We start from the raw sequence: 17,047 nt of genomic DNA, 5'->3' as shown, positions 1-17,047 counted from the left end.
TCAGGCGTGCCGGCCTGCATCGGTCGCCGCGTGATGGCATATAGCAAGCCGGGCACCATCACCCGCGACTGCGGACATTACCTCGGAGTCCTCCTCGACAGCGAATCTAAGAAGCGCATCCGCAACTACCACCCGACCTGGGAGATGCAGTACGGCGAGATGGCCGAAGAGCTGCCGCTGAAACAATTCGAGGGACTCACCAACGGCATGTATGACTGGGATGATGTGAAGTACATGCTCGGCGATGCGCGTCATTACGTACGACGCGTATGGGCGGCCACTCGCACCAGGCCAAGTATCGGGCCTATCAAGAGCTGGACGAGTGTTTCGAAGACGCCACAGCGATGCTCACCTTTAAAGTCCGCGCGGCCTGATCTTCCCGCGCTGCCCGCCAGCCAACAAAAATCAGATTTGATGATCTGGTAGCGCGTAGTCAAATTTGTATGAGTGCTGCCCATCGGTGATCGTGATGACCATGCTACCAATTAGCCCGGAAAGCGCGTCAGTACCGGAATCAGGTACGACGGTGATGGACTGAACGGGTGTCCCACGATTCATCGTCGAACTGTGTTGAAGTACGAAGCTACCGCTGCGACCGTGCAAGGTTCCATGCACAGTTTCCATGGCAACGTAGCCGGCAGAACCTTGAGTGCTGCTGCGAAAAGACAACATCTCACCCTGACTGGTGGCTTCTAGGTCACCCTGAAACTGCTTGTCCAAAGACAATCGACCGAGGCCGGTTTCTTCAGCAGCGCTGCTCAAAGCTTCCGGATTAAGTGTGATGTCGAACGGCCCTATGGCGGTGTGATGCATTTCAAGTTCCTTTTGACCCGGCCCCATGCCGGTAACCCGTAATACCCCATCCTACCTGAGTGTATGGAGCTCGACACCATACCGGGCCGATCACCAATACCCCACTTCAACCAATCACGCCACCCCGGCGAGGGCGGCGCCTGCACGAAAGGACCACAACATGACCCAGCAGCACCGCATCCTGGTGGGAGTCGAAGGAGTACAGCGAGCTGGTCGAGCAGTACGACCAGAAGCTGATCGAGCTGAACAACCGCCTGCCGCTGGCAGGTTGAGGGAAAACGCCATGACCCGCACTCCTAAAAGCCTTTGGCGGAACGAATCGCAGACGCTGACGCTTTGGCTACATGCGCGAAACAACAGGCTGAAAAGAAGCGAGCCGGGCGGATGCTTTAACATCCAGCCCGGCTCCCGAACGGTTAACTCGTTGATCTACTTAATTTTGCTTTGTCCAATGGTTCCGGGGCTTTTAGATTAACGAACTACCCATTCGGGACACTAGCCGAGGAAGGTACGGCCCTGCTTACTATTGATCTCAAAGGCTAACTTGACCTTTACTTACCGGTCTCCGCCTCTTAGCTCGAGCGTGACTTTGTGCAAAAACTTTTGAGGATATGGTAGTTATGAGGTAAATGGTCACCGTAATACGAGACTACTTCTCCAACGACCATAAACGGTGTAAATCCTTCATAGCCACCTTCTGCGCCTTTATAATTCACATAGCCACAGACTCCTTCATAGCTTTTACCGCTAGCGAAACGCCCCTTGAATTTGTAAATAGTTTCAAATTTCGCTGACTCGGGGTCTGAAATATGTCTGAGCAGCTTCCTTTTTGCATCGGCGATTTCGGTCTTGCTTGCAATAGAGTGCTCGACGGTGGGGGGAGCGGGTGGCGCTGGGGGAGGGAGAAGCCCGCAACCTGTAAGTGCAAGAGTGAAACCAAGTATGGTTAGTTTCTTTAACATTTTCCAAAATCCTTTTTCAAGTGACTGCGACAAGAGTCAAGATTTTTTTTGTTCCTGGTCAGTCGCCGAAGCGCATGGCCGACTGTATCACGATGGTATTGACGTAGAAGTCTCTTACGAGCTGCTGCCAGAGCACTGCGGAAAAGTACGAGCAATGCCCAAGCCCAGCACCTATGACCATGAAGCCCGTTGCCCTGACAGTAGCTGATCACGAGGCCCTGGCTGAACTGCCGGTGTCTGACTGGTTCGATGTGGCGTTTGCCCCAATCAACCGCCCCTCGTACCGCTGCCAGCGCCTTTCCAAGCGAAATGGATGATGTGCATATTCGTGAAATCTGTCCTCGCCAGTGGCCCATGCGTTACCCTGCCGGCGCCATCTCGACCGCTACACAACGCCCTTTCGTCCGCACCTTCTGCACCAGTCGCGCTCTGTTGACGAACACATTGATCTCGCAACTGCCTGAGTGCTGTACGTCTTCCCAGTATTCTGCGTGCACAAGTTGCCCGTTCTGTGGCCCCGTGTAAGTACCCGCTGCTTCACGTGAGACATAGCTACTGTCACGTACATACCTAAGCACTACCATATCTTCCTCCGGCGCCAACATGATCTGTCTTGGCACACCGAAGAAGTCGATCAGTTCGCCCACCGGGCGATCTTTCCAGGCACTGCTGGCCGATAATGATGCGCAGCCACTGAGCAAGGTGGCGAGCAGGGCCAACATAAGCAATCGGTTCATAAGGTCTTCTCCCTGAAGATCGCGTTACTTAGCAGACATCTGCGTGAACCCTTCATCTATCTTCTGCATGATGGCCGTCTTGGCGGCCTCGCGGTTCAATATCTGGAAGAACTGCGGCCCTGACTTGCTCATTTGCGACGCGGACATCACACCCAAGTGCTCCATCTTCTTGGCCTGGCGTTCAGTCGGCTTACAGACAAAGTCACGGCTTTGCGCCAGCCAGGCGTCAGGTTTGCTCTGCCATTGGCTGGAATACTTCGCGTTGCGAAGCTCATTGAACACGCTGCGGAAATCCGCTGCACCCATGATGCGCACGCGGTTCTTCGCACAGTCGATTTCGACATCGTAAGCGGTGAAGTTGGGTTTACCGGGCTCTTCGTAAAGTTGATAGACGCCCAATGATTTCGCGCCACCTGGGCGATTGACGATGTGATTGGGGTCACCGTCGGCGATGAACACCTGATTCTTGCCCAAGGCACCCTGGTAGTGAACGACCCAGAAGTCGCCCATCAGCACTTCGCTCGCATGGGCACCGAGGGCACTACACAGTAATGCGGCAGGCAAAAGCTGCCTTGTAAAAGCGATCATGGGGCCGGTCCTTTACCATTTTTTTTAGAAAATAGCTTCACACACCGAACATGAGGCAAAGGGCCATCTAGCACATTCGTCCTAAGCGTACGACCTTTTCCATTTTCTCTATCAACCTTTCATGGGGCATCACCACGAACCCAACCAGTTACGACGAAGCCCAGAAGGAAGCCTGCTGGCTCAATCAGCAGCGGGACGCCCCCTTCGACCGCTGCGCTTATGTGGTGGTCGAGATCGATGGCCGCGAGCACCTTCCCCGGCGCCTGACTTGGCGCGAACGCCTCACCGGCAAGATTCAGTAACCCCTCCCCCTACAACAACTCAAGCCTGCCAGTAGACGTGGGCATGGAGCACTACTGCCATGAACAACGACATTGCGCCTGGAGACGTCGACAAGGTCACCGAGCAACGCATGGCTGAATTACTCGGCTGCACCAAACGAGCACTTGAAGGCCGGCGCCTACGCGGCGTACTCCCCGAAGGCATCTGGATAAAGCACCACGGCCGCATCATTTATAGCAAGAAGAGGTATGACGAATAACTGGAAAACCAATGGATTTACCCCCAGGGATCGACATCAACCACGGATCGCTCCGCCTCCGTTTCATGTGGGAAGGTACTCGACGCACCGAAACCCTTCCCTACCCCACGACATCGAAAGGCCTCAAAGCTGCATCCCAACTTCGCGATAAGGTAATCGGACTGATCCGGCTAGGACTTCTGGATCAAGACAAATATGCGGAGCTGTTCCCCAGCTCCGCAACAGTGGTCGGAGGCATACCGTGCTTCGGGGAGTACGCCCAGATTTGGCTCGACAGTCGTGAAATCGTTCAGGGGACCCGGAACGGCTACAAAAGCGCACTAAATCTGTACTGGATGCCGCACTTGGCATTGGTTCGCATAGATTTTCTCAACACCACCATGCTGCGCAGGCTTGTAAGCTCGATCACCTGGACATCTCCGGCCGTCAAGCGCAATGCCCTGGTCAAGCTGTCGACCATCCTGAAATCAGCTGTCGCTGATGGGCTCATCAACCGGAACCCAGCCGAACCCGTGCAGTTGCCTAAGCGCTCAAAGAAAGAGATCGACCCATTCAGGCTCGACGAGGCGAATCTGATCATCGCCAGGCTTTACGACCATTCGCACTGGATCAGCAGGATCTATGCGGCTTTTTTCGAGTTTGTGTTCTTTACCGGAGTGCGTTTATCCGAGGGCCTAGCCGTGCAGTGGCAGGACATCTACAGGGAAAAGAAGGTGGTGCGGATCCGCAGGACTATTGCCCTGGGCGAAGTGGCGGAGCGAACCAAAACCGGCCAAGAGCGGGTGGTGTTGCTCAATGAGAGGGCCTTGCAAGCCATCGACTATGCAGAGAAGTACGCCGAGCGGCGCAGGCAAGGAAAGGGACGAGTAACCGAAACGCCGTTCGTGTTCCCGCCATCGAAGAATGGAGAGTTTGTGAAACAAACTTCGGACCTTCACCATCAATGGCGACCAGTCCTCAGAGAAATGGGGGTTCGGTATCGACCACCATACAACTGCCGTCACACCTATGCGACAATATGCTTAATGTCTGGCCTCAACCCCGCATTTATCGCCCAACAGCTCGGGCATAGCGTGCAGATGCTCTTATCGACTTATGCACGTTGGATCAACTCGACCTCGGATTGGCAGGAGCTTGAAAAGCTCCAGATTGGTCTCAGGCTGTGAAAGCGTCACATAAGTTATTGATAGGTAAGCCCTTTGATCTCCACCGCTAACATCACCATGCGATGATTTTAGCGTTTTTAGGCGGCCTCAAGTGCAATGTTTCCGGGGGTTTAAGCCTCTCAAGCACGCACCAAAACGCATACATTGGCCCAAGAATTGGCCCAAGCTCATACCCTCCTCCGGCGTTCTGCCGACCTCACTACTCCACCCTGCACCACCACGACTGCGCATAGTAGGCACCCTCCACTTCCTCGATCCCGGTCAGGTTCATTCCGACCTGGGCCATGCCGGTGATCTTCACGTCGAGCAACCGCGGAAAAACACCAGGGCCTGGCCCTGAACCAAATATCCAGGCGCTGATTGTCGAGCGCCCAAGGCCCGCGTCATGATATTCGCTGATTTGGATGTCGCCAGCCAGCGGCTGCATTCTCCGCAGCTGATCTGTTGGTATGGCAACGCCCAGCTTCCGCCGGCGCAAGATGAGGAAACGCATGCCAGCCACTGCTGTATAAAAATACCGCATGGCATGGATTTGCCCGGAGCCTGGCAATTGCCGATCGGTGGCAGAGTCGAGGCCTGATGAGGCCTGTCTGACGCCAACATAAAGATCCCCACCTTGAGAACTAGTAGCTGGGTGATTGCTCGCCAACCTAGGGGGGAATGCCGTCCAAGACCTAGAGCCTGTGGCGACAATAAGAATCGTCTGATTCCGAATGGATGGAGCAGAAGGTAACTTCAAATATTCCCTTCAGCCAGCATGAATCAGCAATGAACCATGAAGATCAAAAAAATGGAATTAACGCGGAGCAAGCAAGCAAGCAAGCAAGCAAGCAAGCAAGCAAGCAAGCAAGCAAGCAAGCAAGCAAGCAAGCAAGCAAGCAAGCAAGCAAGCAAGCAAGCAAGCAAGCAATTATAAGTTAGGTGCGACCTGCCTTGCAAGTATTATATCCGTTCTTTCTGGGTGCACGCTTACTTTGCAACCTGCAACTAGCGACTACTCGCTATTTGTTCAATACCTCACCACACTAAAATCCGAAAACCCTAATTACCATTGGGAGTTCATCGAGAGGCCAGATCAATAATGGCCTTCACTTCCTCGACACCCTTATCTTTCATTAAAGTCATCCTGCTGTGGCTCGCCGTCGGCAGCAGCGCTGAGGCCATGATAAAAATCGATGGCACACGACTTATTTATACAGGCCAACACCGCGAAGCCACCATCCGCGTCACTAACGTATCGTCGCAAACCGTCGCACTTCAAGCCTGGGTCAGTTCATCCGAAGAAAACAGCAGCGATGTACCCTTTGCCTTGGCCCACCCTCTGATCAAACTGAATCCGCAGCAAGTAGACGTACTGCGAATACTCTACAGGGGCGAAGGCTTACCGGAAGATAGAGAATCACTGTTCTGGCTAAACGTCATGGAGATCCCCCTTAAGCCCGACAGGCAAAACAGCATTCAAATGGCAGTCCGCCAACAGTTGAAGCTATTTTTTCGACCGCCGCGGTTGCAAGGAACGTCTTCCGCATGCGTCGCCGGGTTAAGTTGGAAAGTAAAGAATGGCAACTCGATCGAAGTAACCAATGCATGCGCCTTTCACGTATCGCTGGTGGATGTAAGAATTGAAAGGCACAATCGCGGCAGCCTGTTAAGCGAGTACACTCTATTAAAACCAGGGGAAATACAATACCTGAGAAGTTCTGACCCCTCAATTTCTAGCGACGCGAAAATACTATTCACTGAAATCAATGATATTGGATTACGCACTGCACACAGGATGAACATCCAGTGAGCATGTCCATAGGCTACTCGCGAACCTTCAAAATGCTACCATTCAAATCGTTTGCTCTGACACTCCTACTTGCCGCCTCAGCCAGCCCAGCTACAAGCTTCGCGCTTTCCTGTAAAGAGGACGGTACAAATTCTGCCATCTCCAAAGATTCGCTTGGTACCGCACTGGCTGTACCCGCAGATGCCCCAGACGGCACTATAATCTGGGAATCGCCGTTACATACAATAAAGGTGATCTGTGCAGATGACTACGAACGGGGTGAAGAGACCGTATATTTTCATATGAATCCGGCGAACGTTAGTATCGGAGACGGAATACGCGTCGGCATCAGATACAAAAATTCTGTGATAACCTCAAGTAGCGGAAAGGTAAGTACAGGGTTCTCCTCCCATACCGGCTGTAATTGGGCTAACTGCACGGGATGGGACAAAGCAAGGTTCACGCTTACCTTCAGTATCTTCATTGAAAAATACGGCCCTACTCCACCCTCCGGGCAAGCCAGTTCACGACCAGAGTATAGAGTTTTTCAATTAGATGGCGTCGGCAGCTTAAATCCAAAACCCAACAGCAACCTCAATTACGTCGTAACAGGCATCAACAACATTCGTTTTATCCCCTGCTCACCGGAACTGACAATAACTCCAAGCATAGTAAATTTTCGTAGAGCGCTGTCTAGCACAGCGGGTGTAGGAAAAATTGCTAGCAGCGCCAATTTTAGCCTTGGATTATCTCGTTCCTGCGATACGCCCTACACAGTTAATGCGAGATTCGCTTCCACTGCTGGTGGGGGATCAGTCATCAACAACCTATTGGTACCCCCAAACAACAGCTCGGTCGGGATTTCTCTCGCTCGGTCTGAAACCAATGAAAACGTTCCATTCGATACCTGGTTCAAATTGACAGACCTGACGGGACGCGACCAGAGCAAGAATGATTTCAAAGCAGACTTGATCTGGCGCGAGCCACCCAAACCCGGGACCTTTGAAGCATCTGTAATCGTAGATCTGTTTTATAAGTAACGGGAAGACTCTACGCCTCCCCGAAACGATGGGCCAAGCTAGCAGTACCTTAACATTCAATTAAGTGATTGAGCTGGCCCGCCAAGCGACCGCAGCTGATACTCAGTGACAGCTTGGTAGAGTGATTCGGCCTCGAAGCGCAGGCGTTCGATTTCTGCCGCTGGTTCGCCGGCGTCCTGGGCCGCATGGTAGCGGCGCAGCGCATCGATGGCCTGCCGAATCAGCGGCTCACCCGCCTCGATAACTCCCGCCAGGGTCTTCTTCACGCTGCTGCTCCGGCTATTTGATCAGAGCAGTATAGGTCAACGGCCATTCGGGCTTCGCTACGGATCAACCAGATCAGCGACGACCACCAATGTCACCTTCCGGCCAAAAGCAGTCATCGAGCATGCACAAAATCAGGGGTTTCTCACTTTGAGCTAACGCGGCGCGTGTAATTCTGCAATAACCTGGACAAGCCAATCTCTGGATGCACTGCCCGAAGCTCTTCTATGCCATCCCACAACCACATTGAAGTTTAGGGAAGACATATCTATGTCAATCACTTGGAAGCCACCGGTGGCAGCAATGGCCGAGGGTACGAAAGCCACCGTATCATTCACGTGCATAAACGCTTGCAGAGACGTGTAGCAGGGCAAAGTGGCAATCACTGTGCGGCTGACCTCCTGCGCACTAAGGAAGTCATCCACTCGACTCCCCAGATTGCCTACTCCACTAGCGAAATCCACATGAGGATGTAAGGACACATCTGCAAGCACCTGTATCTGCCGAGGCAACAGCGAACCTTGCCGAGCGACGCAGCAGTAGTGGTCGCTTCTCAGTCTATTCCGCACTAATCCCGGATCAACGTAGTCAGAAAAACCAATCACTAGGTCAGCCTCTCCTTGCGCCAGCGTCTTGACATGCTGATCGGGATTGAAGTCAATGACTTCAAGCTTCACCCCGGGCGCGCGTTCGCGCATGAGCAGCGAAAGCGACGGGATGATAGACAGTTGCGCATATTCATTTGCGATCACCCTGAATGCGTACTCACTCGTTGCCGGATCGAATGGGAATGAATTGAAGATGCCGTCGATCTCTTCAACTATTTTCTCGAATTTAGCTGCGAGGTCGTACGCATAGTCGGTCGGCTGTAGGCCTGCGCTCTGGCGCAGGAACAGCTCATTGGGAAACACTTCACGCATGCGCTTGAGGTAGTTGCTAACCGCCTGTTGTGATATCTCAAGCCGCTCGGCAACGCGAGAAACGTTTTTCTCGCGCACGAGATGCAGTAAAACCCGCATGTGCCGGACATCGATCTTCTCAATCATTTTTGTTGTATCTCATACAAGCTTGTCGTGATTTCCATTGTATCACTGGGCGCCTAGAGTATCGCCTCCTTAAGATTTTACGAGGCATTACTATGAAAACCGTAATTTTGATTGGTGCCCAAGGGCACATGGGCCAAGCCGCTATGACCGGTCTCAAGAAACACAACGTCATCACCGCCAGCCGCTCCGGCACAGGCTGCGACCACACGGTAGATATCACCAGCAAGGCGTCGATCAAGGCGCTGTTCGAAAAGGTTGGGCCGTTCGATGCTGTCGTTAATACAGTTGGTTACTGCGAATACGCTAACTTCAGCGAAATGACAGATGAGCAGTGGGACACAACTATCCAAAGCAAGATGGTCGGCCAGATCAATCTGGTAAATGTGGGCCTGAACTACATCAACGATGGCGGTTCGTTTACGTTGATTTCGGGCATTCTCAATGTCAAACCTATTCCTGTGGCAATTGCTGACGCCACCACCAGCGGCGCCATCGACACCTTCGTACAGTGCGTAGCGCACGAGCTTCCACGCCAGGTTCGCATCAACGTGGTCAACCCTACAGTTCTGGAAGAGGCGTGGGACGTGTATGGGGAAATGATGCCAGGCTTCCAGCCTGTCCCTGGCGCGCTGGTAGGCAAAGCCTTCGAGCGTTCGGTTGATGGCTTCATCACCGGAAAGGTTATATTCGTCGACGCTTGAAGAAGAGTCCATCTGCACTGAAAGTAAGTTACTGAAATTTAAGATGGCGCCGACTTGGAAGTTAATCAGGTCGGATGCCCCTCAAGCTACATGCATCTATATTAAGTTAATTTATGACCCTAATTAAAAGACTCAACCTTTATCCGTTTGCGCGGTTTTCATGCGCGCCTAGAAAATCATCACTTAAACTGACGAGATCTATATCATGAAGATTTTAAATGGCTTTATTGTCACGCTTTTGCTTGTCGCTGGCTACACACAGGTACATGCCGAAGACGGTCATGATCGCTCTATGAAGAGGCATGCACAATTTAGAACTGAACAAAAAATTATTCACGGATATGAAGTTGAAAAGAAGGAGTTGAAGTCTGAGGCTGTCAGCCATGATAAAGCCAATTGCAAAAGATCTAGCGCAAGCTAGTCTCAGCTCTTGGGGTGCACTCATCTGAGATTTTCAAATATCTTGTCGGTTGTCCGAAACGCTTACCATCTTGGGCACCACTAAGTTGCAAGCTTTCGGGATTTTTCACCTATGGCTCCAACAGTGCTGGTCGTAGAAGCTGATGAAATATTGCGCTCCCTAACGGTTGAGGCGATTTCGCTTCTGGGTGTATGTGTGATTGATTGTGCCTCTGCAGATGACGCTCTCGCCATGCTGGATGACTCGACTTCAATTGCGCTAGTCATTACTGATCTGCATACCTGGCAAGATGGATGGGCTGGAGTTCGTGAATGTGATTTGGTCGCGTTGGCCATGCTTGCCTGTCATCGTGACGTCTGGCAATACATTGGCTCCAAACGGGCTGTGGCCCTCCCAGTCAATGCTCATGAGTAAGCCATGGTCACTGGATGCGTTGTATAAAGCGGTCAGGACGTATCTGTCGGTTTAGTAACAGCATGCTAACGGCTCTATGTTCGCGCCAGAAAAGTCTCATCACCTGATGCAAGATGACTGGCCGTTGCGTGGACTAAGCGAACGACCGCATGTGGCCGTTTACTGCCCTTCGCAACAGGCAGCAAACGACCCGGAGCAGACACTGAGTGAGACGGAAAATGAATCACGTGACCTGGGCATTCAAGCCTGATCCGACACCATCAAATGCCAAGATGCTTGTCGATTAGCTGCGCGACAGCCTCGGCATGAGTATGGCCGAGATCATGACCTGCCTCGGGGAACAACTCCAGCCTGGCATCGGGTATCAGTTTCGCCAGCCGTTGGCCAACCGAGACTGGGCTTATTGGGTCCGCGCCTCCCCACAACAGCAGTACTGGAAGTTGTAGTTCAGGTAGACGGCCAGAAAGCTCGGTGCGATCGTCCAAGAACCAGCGTGGGAGGGTTGGGTTATCTGACTCGAACGCCGCGCGCCAGTTCTCTGCACCCAACGCTGGAACATTCAAACCTCCCGACGTGACGGCCAGGATCAGGTGGGTGACCAAGTCAGGGCGCTCAAGCGCAATCTGCACCGCGACAACTCCGCCCATAGATTGCGCCACCAAGGCCACGGGCCTGTCGATCTCTGCAATCGCAAGAGTAGCGAGATGCTCCAGACAGGTTATCTGCGGATTTGCTGGCGAATCGCCAAAACCGGGCCAGCCCATGTGTTGCACAGCAATTGACGTTTCGAGGGCTTCGGCGACCGGTTTCCAAAATTGATTGTTGCCGGAGGCGCCGGGGAGGAAAAGAATTTTTTGGGGAGAGGTAGTCACGGCTCGGTCCTTGAGTCAGGGTTGCAGCAACTTACGGGCATTCGCAGCCATGCGCAAATGATATGCGCGCAGGAGAGATATCTGCTGCCGCTAGCGGCTTGGTTTTTTCCAGATCACTGCTCGATGCCTCGGACGTAGGCCTGGCACGCCCGCAAGGCAATCAATCCTTGGTCGCCGGCATCGGTGACTGCGACAATTCGTTGAGCAGCCGCTGGGTCAAGTTCGCCTCGCGCGGCTCCATGAACCACGCCGCAGGTGTCGGACTATTCAATGGAGTGAGCGCGCCGGTCCACCAAGCGCTCGGAGCTGGTACTCAGTGACCGCCTGGTACAAGGACTCGGCCTCTAGCCGCAGGCGTTCGACTTCCTTTGCTGGTTGACCGGCATCCTGGGCTGCATGGTAGCGGCGTAGCGCATCGATGACCTGCTGAATCAGCGGCTCACCCGCCTCGATAACTCCCGCTAGGTTCTTCTTCACGCTACTGCTCCACCTGTTTGATCAGCGCAGTATAGGACCTATTGCGGTGCCACCGTTCGAGTTCGACCCAGGGGGGGGCTCAAGTGAGGGGCACCTATTGTTAGATGCCCGACGCCAGTTCCTTACTGCTTTGGTGGTGGGCAATCAGCCTGCAGAAAGGTCATCGAGTAGGTGAAGTGCCTGTCGAAAGAAAGAGGCGGAGTGCCAGGGGCGGTCCATTCCGAATAGTTGCCAGTCATGGTGGTAGGGTTATCCAGCTTGCCCATCGCCATGCTCGCAACGTTACCAACCTGTGCATTGGTTCAGTGACCGCCTAGGCGGTCACTTCTGAGCCAGAACACTTAAAACTTGAGTCTATCAATCGAGTTGAGTCAATGTAATTCCCAACTTATTACTACATTTTTAGCATCAAAACTAAATGACAAAACATTTCCAGATAACTCTGCATTGCCAGAAGCCTTGTTTGAGATGCTAGTTATTGCCTCTGCATTATTTTGGGCAATACCAACCGAGCTAAGCACGCTACCTGCTCCCGGTATAAAGCTTGATAGCGAATCAAGGGATTTATACCCATCTCGCTTACGATACACCCATGAGGATCCAGTATTGCTTCCGGCAAACTGCTCGTCAGGGGTTCCGTAAATTGATTGTATTTCCGACTTTGTTGTTTTGTTTTCAATTACGTGGGATCGTATATATTTTTCGCTATATTTATCCTCCCCAACAGAGGCACAAGATGCTATGGTAGTCGCCATCATGGCTAACAGTATGATTTTTTTAATCACTTAATTTCCCTCAAGGCATTATTAATAAATAGCTTTGTGCTTATACGACGCTCGCACTTATGCCACCTAACAAAACAGCCGTCAATAATTATACAATTTTGCTAATTCACTACAACATGTGTTTCCCGTATCGCCTGGGACGGGTTCGCCGCAAACTGGGCGGCAGTCAGGTAGAACCGACAACATGGCCCAATCTGGGCACGGTGTGGATAGGATTTCCAGGATCAGCAGCCACCTAGCGGAGGGGAAGGGTATCGCCATGATATTTCGTTCCTTGAGGGATATTGTCCCCGGCCGCGTAGGGCCGTTCAGACAAATAGGATGGGTGTGGCCTGCTGCAGCGTCAATATAGGACGGATGTGCTAATGGCTCATTGCTATTATTGATTAGGGCCGCGAAAGTTACCGTGGGCCATCAAAAAGGGCACCCCCTCGCCCAGGTTTACCCCCCGATTACACATATAGGCTGGGAACACATCAACCTGACTGGCGGTTACGTCTGGCGGCAGGGCCGCAAGCTGGAAGACGGGAAATTCAGGCCGTTACGACAGGTCGGAAAACCTTAGCGTACGATTTTTTCCGAATTCTCTAGGCTCCCCATACAGGTTTGAAAGGGAACTACATCGTCGAAGTCACACTGGCCGGCTCAAGGCTGGAAAAGCTAAACGTCTTGGGCAGTGCTGAAGGTCTGAACCAGTTAAGCGATTTGCTGGTGGCAAAGTACGGAGAGCCGAGTAGCCGAGAGCTGATCCGACTCGAGACAAAAACCGGTTACTCGTTCGTGAGCGAAGTGATGGGCTGGTCAGGCAATGCTTTCTCGATGACTCTGCGGCGTAGTGACGACGACACCAGCGCATACTCGCTGACCCTCACCAACTTAAAGCTGTCTCCTCCGGCCTTGTCCAAAGCGGCTCCAGAGGCAGTCGGAGAGGCCGCAGAGCTATAAGACGTTCCACCTGTAAAGCCTCACTCCCCCGCTTACATTGAGGCGAGTTTAAGAAGTTCAGTGACGTGTCGCGCCCTCGCCTCCAAGAGACCGTAGCTGGTACTCGGTGACAGCCTGGTACAGCGACTCAGCCTCCAGCCGCAGGCGCTCGACTTCCTGGGCGGGCTGCCCTGAATCCTGGGCGGCATGGTAGCGCCGCTGCGCATCGATGGCCTGCCGCATCAGCGGCTCACCAGCCTCGATAACGCCCGCCAGTGTCTTCTTCATGCTACTGCTCCGCCTGTTTGAACTAGTGCAGTATAGAACACCTCACACGCCTGGCCGTAGCAGGACAGCATTTTCACAGTTATATAGTGAATTGAACCATCACGGATCTCGAAAAGATATAGCGAGTACAATAGTAGCATTTCCTAGTTCGACTACTCTGAAAAAGCCCGACAAGCTGGTCGCGGCAGCCAATAAAAGGAGATTTAAAATGGCGACGCAAACGGCATCCCAAATCACAGTAGATAACATGGCAGGTTGTGATATCAAATTTGCAGTAGAATACAATGGAAATACCACGCCATACACTTCAAGCTTCCCCATCGATCAATCAGAAACAATTGATCTTGCGTCATATGGAATTCCCGTCGGAACAGTTGTATATCCGATAATCCATGCGGATGGCGGCGAAACAAAAGATGGTGTTACCGTAACATACGATCCAGCTGGAAACACGGCCTCATATCGAGTCACCGGAGGATTGGACACCTTATCCATAACCCTACAGTAGCGCCACACCAGCTGCATTCGCATACCACAAATAAACCTTAGGTGTCGTGCAAGGTTTATTTGTGGGCAAGTATGTATATCTTGTTCTAAACGTCTTGCCGCAAGCCATGTTTCAGTTCATCTACATGCCGAAACTGCAGCGTCCAACTGTCGCTCATATCCGATTCGTTGTAGGCGCTCCGCCAATAATGCCCGGACCTTCATCTCCAGGCCGTCCGTCTTTTTCAGGCCTGCAGTTGCCCATGAGGGCTCTGCCACATCTGGCACACGACAGGGCACTTGCACCGGAACCTCAACTCGCACGTAGTGGATCTCCGGCTCTACCTCCCCGGCGCAACCACCCAAAAGCGCCCCGGCCAAAAGTAGGAATAATTTCCGGAATATTTTGCAGTCATCTTTGTAGTTCAAAGGCCCAATTCCTTGTCGATGATTGATGACGCCGCGGCGCATTGGTCGCCGCCGGTGTACTCCTGCTGTAAGCGGTTAGCCGCTTCGAAGTTAGCCCGGGCACCAGCGTCGGCATCTTTCAAGGCCTGCTCTGCCCTGGCCTGGCGCTCGTTCCCGGCCAGGACCAGCGCGCCAAGCTTCAGCCCCTGCTCGGAGGCCAGGGCCTCAAGGTTGCCCCGGGCGGACCTGCAACTAGCCAGATCACTGCCCGCCCCATCGAGCAGAGGGCGGTAATGCCGTTCCGCCTGCCATACACCAATAGCGGCGCCCAGGCAGATCAGCAGCAGTGCCGCAAGTAGGTATGCCAGCAACCGACCGTCGCCGGCGGACACCGGGATCACGCCAGCACCTTCAACGCGCGGTCATACAGCGCTTTCCGCTCAGCGGCGCCATGGGGCACTCGGCCAGGCTTGCCGGTGTTGATCACGCTGCCGATATCCTGGAGCCGGCCGGCGTCGGCCAACTCGTTGAGACCGTGGGTCGACCACCACCAGGCGGCGGACATGGCGGCGTGCTCAGGCTGCTCGAGCAGCTCAGGGTTGTCCTCCAGCGGCAGGGCCAGGCCGGCGCCGGCGGCGGCATAATTCGACCGGCTGGTGAGCTGGATCAGGCCACGGCCACGGTACCGCCAGCCATCACCGGGCCGGATGTTTCCCATGCGCCCGCTGTACACGATGTTTGCGATCTTCTCCGGCTGCCGCGCGCAGGCGGCCGCTGAAGTCGCGGTGAATCGGCTGGGCCAGGTGCGCACCAGCGCCTCGGCGCTGTAGTTCAGGTTCTCCACCAGGTTGCGCAGCTGGCCCGACTCATGCCCGACCTGGGCCAGGAACGCGGCAATGCGCACCGGGCTGTCGATCTTGTGGCGCGCCATGGCCCGGTTCAGTGCAGGCAAAAAAATGCCCGCGACTGGGCGGGCGTTCGGGAGGATCTGCAGCAACTGCTGCTCGGTCAAAGGGGGCATGTGTTTCTCCAGGCAAAAATAAACCCGCTCGATGGCGGGGGCTGGTGCTGCTTGTGAGTTCAGGCTTCAGCCTGAGCCTCTGCCGGCGGCGCGGCTGGCATATCCAGGCGAACGTCGATCCAGCTTTCTGCCGGAACATCCATCAGGGCGCCAGCCACCTGCTCCAGCTCGCCGTCATCGTTCAGGGCGTACTTGATCTTGCGCAGCTCCACGACGACGCTGCCGTCTTCGTTGGTGGTGCCAGTGGCAATGCCGAGCTGCCGGCCGCCGTTGCGGTCAGTTGGGCTACCCACTTGCCAGCCGGAGGCAGCAAGGCCGAGTGAGCCGGTAACCTGGTAACGACCAGTGTCCAGGCGCGTGACCTCGATTCCGTTGGCCTCCTCGTTGTAGGCGCCCCACTCGCCCGAGGCGTTGAAGCTGTCCAGCAGATCGGCCCGGGAAGAACCCGCCACGTCAGCGATGCGCGCGATCGGCGAGGCCCGCTTGATGAAGCCCGAGGCATCCACGGTGGTGTTGGCCGAGGTCCAGAGGTTGGCCCAGGTTGAGAAACCACTGGCGGCGTTGTAGCTGCGGTACGCCAGGCGGCTATCGGTGATGCTGCAAGCCAGGCAGCCAAAGCTGCCATCAGGGTGAGAGGTGACGACAGCGGTGCCGTAGGCGAACGCCGGCGCCGAGCCCGGAACGCTGAAGCTGAAAAGGCCGCCGAACGAGAGGCCATCCATATTGCCGAGTGCGGGAGGCGTGTTGCCGTTGAAGCTGCCGACACCTGCGTAGCCAGTGGTCATAACGCGCCCGGCAGTGGGATCGGTCTTGCCGGTCACCACGGTTGCGGTAGCTGCAGTGCCCAGGCCGAGCCCAGTACGTGCCGCTGCCGCCGTTTTCCCACCGGTGCCACCCTGCGCCACACTCAATGCAGTGGTCAGCCCGCTGAGCGCTGTGATGTCGTTGTTCGGCCCGCGCGCCGCGGCGCCGATATTGGCAAGCAGGGTCGGGGCATCCGTGGCGCCACCGAACAGCGCCAGCGTGCCGCCGAACTGCTCGATGGTTTGCCGCAGGCGGTCGGCCGACTCTTTCACGTAGCCCTGCATGGGCGCCAGGGCATAGGTGCCGCCGGCTACGGTCGCGCCCTGGTACGCAGGAAGAATGGTCAGCACCGCGGCGCTGGCAATGTTGGTGACTTCATACCAGCGGCCATCGGGACCCTGGAAGGCATCGCCAACACGGCTGTTGGCCGAGAAGGCGGTGCCGATGCCGGTTACTGTGTTTTGACCAGCCGCGATTGCAACTGTGCCGGATCTGTACCAAGGCATTGAGATGCTCCG

At 54.4% G+C, this 17,047-nt stretch carries 24 protein-coding genes and 1 pseudogene; 10 read left to right on the top strand and 15 right to left on the bottom strand.

Translation table 11 applies throughout. The features are described from left to right. Nucleotides 1–33 precede the first annotated feature (33 nt). Entirely contained in the window at nt 34–426 is a 393-nt protein-coding gene (locus tag PspR32_RS12710) for a hypothetical protein (RefSeq protein ID WP_420831628.1), read from the top strand. Here the strand turns inward: PspR32_RS12710 and PspR32_RS12705 are convergent. The 4 genes from PspR32_RS12705 to PspR32_RS12690 all read right to left on the bottom strand — a co-directional run bounded on the left by PspR32_RS12705 (nt 406) and on the right by PspR32_RS12690 (nt 3,100). Then, nucleotides 406–813: a DUF3224 domain-containing protein gene (locus PspR32_RS12705; protein ID WP_036995700.1), complete on the bottom strand. Its 408-nt coding sequence runs from the start codon at nt 811–813 to the stop codon at nt 406–408. The genes PspR32_RS12710 and PspR32_RS12705 overlap by 21 nt on opposite strands. 572 nt (nt 814–1,385) lie before the next feature. Beyond that, nucleotides 1,386–1,775 carry a hypothetical protein gene (locus PspR32_RS12700; protein ID WP_145997597.1) on the bottom strand — a complete coding sequence of 130 codons (390 nt, stop codon included), beginning with the start codon at nt 1,773–1,775 and terminating at the stop codon, nt 1,386–1,388. Between the two features lie 359 nt (nt 1,776–2,134). Further along, nucleotides 2,135–2,512 carry a hypothetical protein gene (locus tag PspR32_RS12695; protein ID WP_036995701.1) on the bottom strand — a complete coding sequence of 126 codons (378 nt, stop codon included), beginning with the start codon at nt 2,510–2,512 and terminating at the stop codon, nt 2,135–2,137. Between the two features lie 24 nt (nt 2,513–2,536). Next, the gene (locus tag PspR32_RS12690; RefSeq protein WP_010226156.1) at nt 2,537–3,100 is read right to left on the bottom strand and encodes a hypothetical protein; all 564 of its coding nucleotides are present in this window, start codon (nt 3,098–3,100) and stop codon (nt 2,537–2,539) included. 361 nt (nt 3,101–3,461) lie between these two features. Here PspR32_RS12690 and PspR32_RS12685 point away from each other — a divergent pair, with 361 nt between their 5' ends. After that, entirely contained in the window at nt 3,462–3,641 is a 180-nt protein-coding gene (locus PspR32_RS12685) for a hypothetical protein (protein WP_036995702.1), read from the top strand. An 11-nt stretch (nt 3,642–3,652) separates the two neighbouring features. After that, the gene (locus PspR32_RS12680; protein WP_442967018.1) at nt 3,653–4,807 is read left to right on the top strand and encodes a site-specific integrase; all 1,155 of its coding nucleotides are present in this window, start codon (nt 3,653–3,655) and stop codon (nt 4,805–4,807) included. Between the two features lie 199 nt (nt 4,808–5,006). Here the strand turns inward: PspR32_RS12680 and PspR32_RS12675 are convergent, their stop codons facing one another. Next, nucleotides 5,007–5,300 carry a hypothetical protein gene (locus tag PspR32_RS12675; protein WP_159388621.1) on the bottom strand — a complete coding sequence of 98 codons (294 nt, stop codon included), beginning with the start codon at nt 5,298–5,300 and terminating at the stop codon, nt 5,007–5,009. Nucleotides 5,301–5,575: 275 nt separating this feature from the next. Between PspR32_RS12675 and PspR32_RS12670 the strand changes: the two genes are divergently transcribed. From PspR32_RS12670 to PspR32_RS12660, 3 genes are all read left to right on the top strand, one after another. Continuing rightward, the gene (locus PspR32_RS12670; protein WP_159388620.1) at nt 5,576–5,728 is read left to right on the top strand and encodes a hypothetical protein; all 153 of its coding nucleotides are present in this window, start codon (nt 5,576–5,578) and stop codon (nt 5,726–5,728) included. Nucleotides 5,729–5,888: 160 nt separating this feature from the next. Beyond that, the gene (locus PspR32_RS12665) at nt 5,889–6,599 is read left to right on the top strand and encodes a fimbrial biogenesis chaperone (RefSeq protein ID WP_159388619.1); all 711 of its coding nucleotides are present in this window, start codon (nt 5,889–5,891) and stop codon (nt 6,597–6,599) included. Nucleotides 6,600–6,601: 2 nt separating this feature from the next. Beyond that, entirely contained in the window at nt 6,602–7,618 is a 1,017-nt protein-coding gene (locus tag PspR32_RS12660) for a fimbrial protein (RefSeq protein ID WP_232531884.1), read from the top strand. Between the two features lie 56 nt (nt 7,619–7,674). Here the strand turns inward: PspR32_RS12660 and PspR32_RS12655 are convergent, their stop codons facing one another. Together PspR32_RS12655 and PspR32_RS12650 are read right to left on the bottom strand one after the other, a co-directional pair. Next, nucleotides 7,675–7,884, bottom strand: coding sequence for a hypothetical protein (locus PspR32_RS12655; protein WP_159388618.1), 210 nt, complete (start codon nt 7,882–7,884; stop codon nt 7,675–7,677). 153 nt (nt 7,885–8,037) lie between these two features. After that, complete coding sequence (locus PspR32_RS12650) at nt 8,038–8,928, bottom strand: LysR family transcriptional regulator (protein WP_198421657.1); 891 nt, start codon at nt 8,926–8,928, stop codon at nt 8,038–8,040. Between the two features lie 92 nt (nt 8,929–9,020). Between PspR32_RS12650 and PspR32_RS12645 the strand changes: the two genes are divergently transcribed. Further along, nucleotides 9,021–9,629, top strand: a complete 609-nt coding sequence (locus tag PspR32_RS12645) for a short chain dehydrogenase (protein ID WP_036995708.1) — start codon at nt 9,021–9,023, stop codon at nt 9,627–9,629. A gap of 205 nt (nt 9,630–9,834) precedes the next feature. Further along, entirely contained in the window at nt 9,835–10,050 is a 216-nt protein-coding gene (locus PspR32_RS12640; protein WP_145997599.1) for a hypothetical protein, read from the top strand. A gap of 674 nt (nt 10,051–10,724) precedes the next feature. On the opposite strand, the gene PspR32_RS12635 is transcribed toward PspR32_RS12640, so the two are convergent. From PspR32_RS12635 to PspR32_RS12620, 4 genes and pseudogenes are all read right to left on the bottom strand, one after another. Continuing rightward, entirely contained in the window at nt 10,725–11,336 is a 612-nt protein-coding gene (locus PspR32_RS12635) for an alpha/beta fold hydrolase (RefSeq protein ID WP_036995710.1), read from the bottom strand. A gap of 113 nt (nt 11,337–11,449) precedes the next feature. Then, a pseudogene (locus tag PspR32_RS12630) lies at nt 11,450–11,599 on the bottom strand (lysis protein); the annotation flags it as partial. Between the two features lie 4 nt (nt 11,600–11,603). Further along, nucleotides 11,604–11,813 (bottom strand): hypothetical protein, encoded by a 210-nt coding sequence (locus PspR32_RS12625; RefSeq protein WP_159388617.1) that lies wholly within the window; start codon nt 11,811–11,813, stop codon nt 11,604–11,606. A gap of 371 nt (nt 11,814–12,184) precedes the next feature. Next, nucleotides 12,185–12,598, bottom strand: coding sequence for a hypothetical protein (locus PspR32_RS12620; protein WP_159388616.1), 414 nt, complete (start codon nt 12,596–12,598; stop codon nt 12,185–12,187). Nucleotides 12,599–13,204: 606 nt separating this feature from the next. On the opposite strand from PspR32_RS12620, the gene PspR32_RS12615 reads away from it, so the two are divergent. Then, nucleotides 13,205–13,543: a hypothetical protein gene (locus tag PspR32_RS12615; RefSeq protein ID WP_159388615.1), complete on the top strand. Its 339-nt coding sequence runs from the start codon at nt 13,205–13,207 to the stop codon at nt 13,541–13,543. A 57-nt stretch (nt 13,544–13,600) separates the two neighbouring features. Here PspR32_RS12615 and PspR32_RS12610 read toward each other — a convergent pair whose 3' ends face one another. Continuing rightward, on the bottom strand, nt 13,601–13,810 hold the full coding sequence (locus tag PspR32_RS12610; RefSeq protein WP_159388614.1) for a hypothetical protein: 210 nt from the start codon (nt 13,808–13,810) through the stop codon (nt 13,601–13,603). A gap of 208 nt (nt 13,811–14,018) precedes the next feature. Here PspR32_RS12610 and PspR32_RS12605 point away from each other — a divergent pair, with 208 nt between their 5' ends. Further along, a complete protein-coding gene (locus tag PspR32_RS12605) occupies nt 14,019–14,318 on the top strand; it encodes a hypothetical protein (RefSeq protein WP_159388613.1) in 300 nt (99 codons plus the stop codon). Nucleotides 14,319–14,721: 403 nt separating this feature from the next. Here the strand turns inward: PspR32_RS12605 and PspR32_RS12600 are convergent, their stop codons facing one another. The 3 genes from PspR32_RS12600 to PspR32_RS12590 are packed head-to-tail and all read right to left on the bottom strand — an operon-like array spanning nt 14,722 to nt 17,035. After that, nucleotides 14,722–15,105 (bottom strand): hypothetical protein, encoded by a 384-nt coding sequence (locus PspR32_RS12600; RefSeq protein ID WP_232531849.1) that lies wholly within the window; start codon nt 15,103–15,105, stop codon nt 14,722–14,724. Continuing rightward, nucleotides 15,102–15,725 carry a glycoside hydrolase family 19 protein gene (locus PspR32_RS12595; protein ID WP_159388612.1) on the bottom strand — a complete coding sequence of 208 codons (624 nt, stop codon included), beginning with the start codon at nt 15,723–15,725 and terminating at the stop codon, nt 15,102–15,104. Before PspR32_RS12595 ends, PspR32_RS12600 begins: the two co-directional genes overlap by 4 nt. A 59-nt stretch (nt 15,726–15,784) precedes the next feature. Beyond that, the gene (locus PspR32_RS12590; protein ID WP_159388611.1) at nt 15,785–17,035 is read right to left on the bottom strand and encodes a phage tail fiber protein; all 1,251 of its coding nucleotides are present in this window, start codon (nt 17,033–17,035) and stop codon (nt 15,785–15,787) included. Between the last annotated feature and the right edge of the window lie 12 nt (nt 17,036–17,047).

It is taken from the genome of Pseudomonas sp. R32 (genome assembly GCF_009866705.1).
Classification (GTDB): domain Bacteria; phylum Pseudomonadota; class Gammaproteobacteria; order Pseudomonadales; family Pseudomonadaceae; genus Aquipseudomonas; species Aquipseudomonas donghuensis.
This window is presented reverse-complemented; position numbering and strand designations above follow the sequence as displayed.

Coding starts and splice junctions, on each gene's coding strand:
- PspR32_RS12665 (WP_159388619.1), top strand. CDS start 5,889: ATGGCCTTCACTTCCTCGACACCCTTATCTTTCATTAAAGTCATCCTG.
- PspR32_RS12700 (WP_145997597.1), bottom strand. CDS start 1,775: ATGTTAAAGAAACTAACCATACTTGGTTTCACTCTTGCACTTACAGGT.
- PspR32_RS12645 (WP_036995708.1), top strand. CDS start 9,021: ATGAAAACCGTAATTTTGATTGGTGCCCAAGGGCACATGGGCCAAGCC.
- PspR32_RS12685 (WP_036995702.1), top strand. CDS start 3,462: ATGAACAACGACATTGCGCCTGGAGACGTCGACAAGGTCACCGAGCAA.
- PspR32_RS12690 (WP_010226156.1), bottom strand. CDS start 3,100: ATGATCGCTTTTACAAGGCAGCTTTTGCCTGCCGCATTACTGTGTAGT.
- PspR32_RS12705 (WP_036995700.1), bottom strand. CDS start 813: ATGCATCACACCGCCATAGGGCCGTTCGACATCACACTTAATCCGGAA.
- PspR32_RS12670 (WP_159388620.1), top strand. CDS start 5,576: ATGAACCATGAAGATCAAAAAAATGGAATTAACGCGGAGCAAGCAAGC.
- PspR32_RS12675 (WP_159388621.1), bottom strand. CDS start 5,300: ATGCGTTTCCTCATCTTGCGCCGGCGGAAGCTGGGCGTTGCCATACCA.
- PspR32_RS12605 (WP_159388613.1), top strand. CDS start 14,019: ATGGCGACGCAAACGGCATCCCAAATCACAGTAGATAACATGGCAGGT.
- PspR32_RS12660 (WP_232531884.1), top strand. CDS start 6,602: ATGTCCATAGGCTACTCGCGAACCTTCAAAATGCTACCATTCAAATCG.
- PspR32_RS12595 (WP_159388612.1), bottom strand. CDS start 15,725: ATGCCCCCTTTGACCGAGCAGCAGTTGCTGCAGATCCTCCCGAACGCC.
- PspR32_RS12590 (WP_159388611.1), bottom strand. CDS start 17,035: ATGCCTTGGTACAGATCCGGCACAGTTGCAATCGCGGCTGGTCAAAAC.
- PspR32_RS12650 (WP_198421657.1), bottom strand. CDS start 8,928: ATGATTGAGAAGATCGATGTCCGGCACATGCGGGTTTTACTGCATCTC.
- PspR32_RS12710 (WP_420831628.1), top strand. CDS start 34: ATGGCATATAGCAAGCCGGGCACCATCACCCGCGACTGCGGACATTAC.
- PspR32_RS12680 (WP_442967018.1), top strand. CDS start 3,653: ATGGATTTACCCCCAGGGATCGACATCAACCACGGATCGCTCCGCCTC.
- PspR32_RS12640 (WP_145997599.1), top strand. CDS start 9,835: ATGAAGATTTTAAATGGCTTTATTGTCACGCTTTTGCTTGTCGCTGGC.
- PspR32_RS12610 (WP_159388614.1), bottom strand. CDS start 13,810: ATGAAGAAGACACTGGCGGGCGTTATCGAGGCTGGTGAGCCGCTGATG.
- PspR32_RS12695 (WP_036995701.1), bottom strand. CDS start 2,512: ATGAACCGATTGCTTATGTTGGCCCTGCTCGCCACCTTGCTCAGTGGC.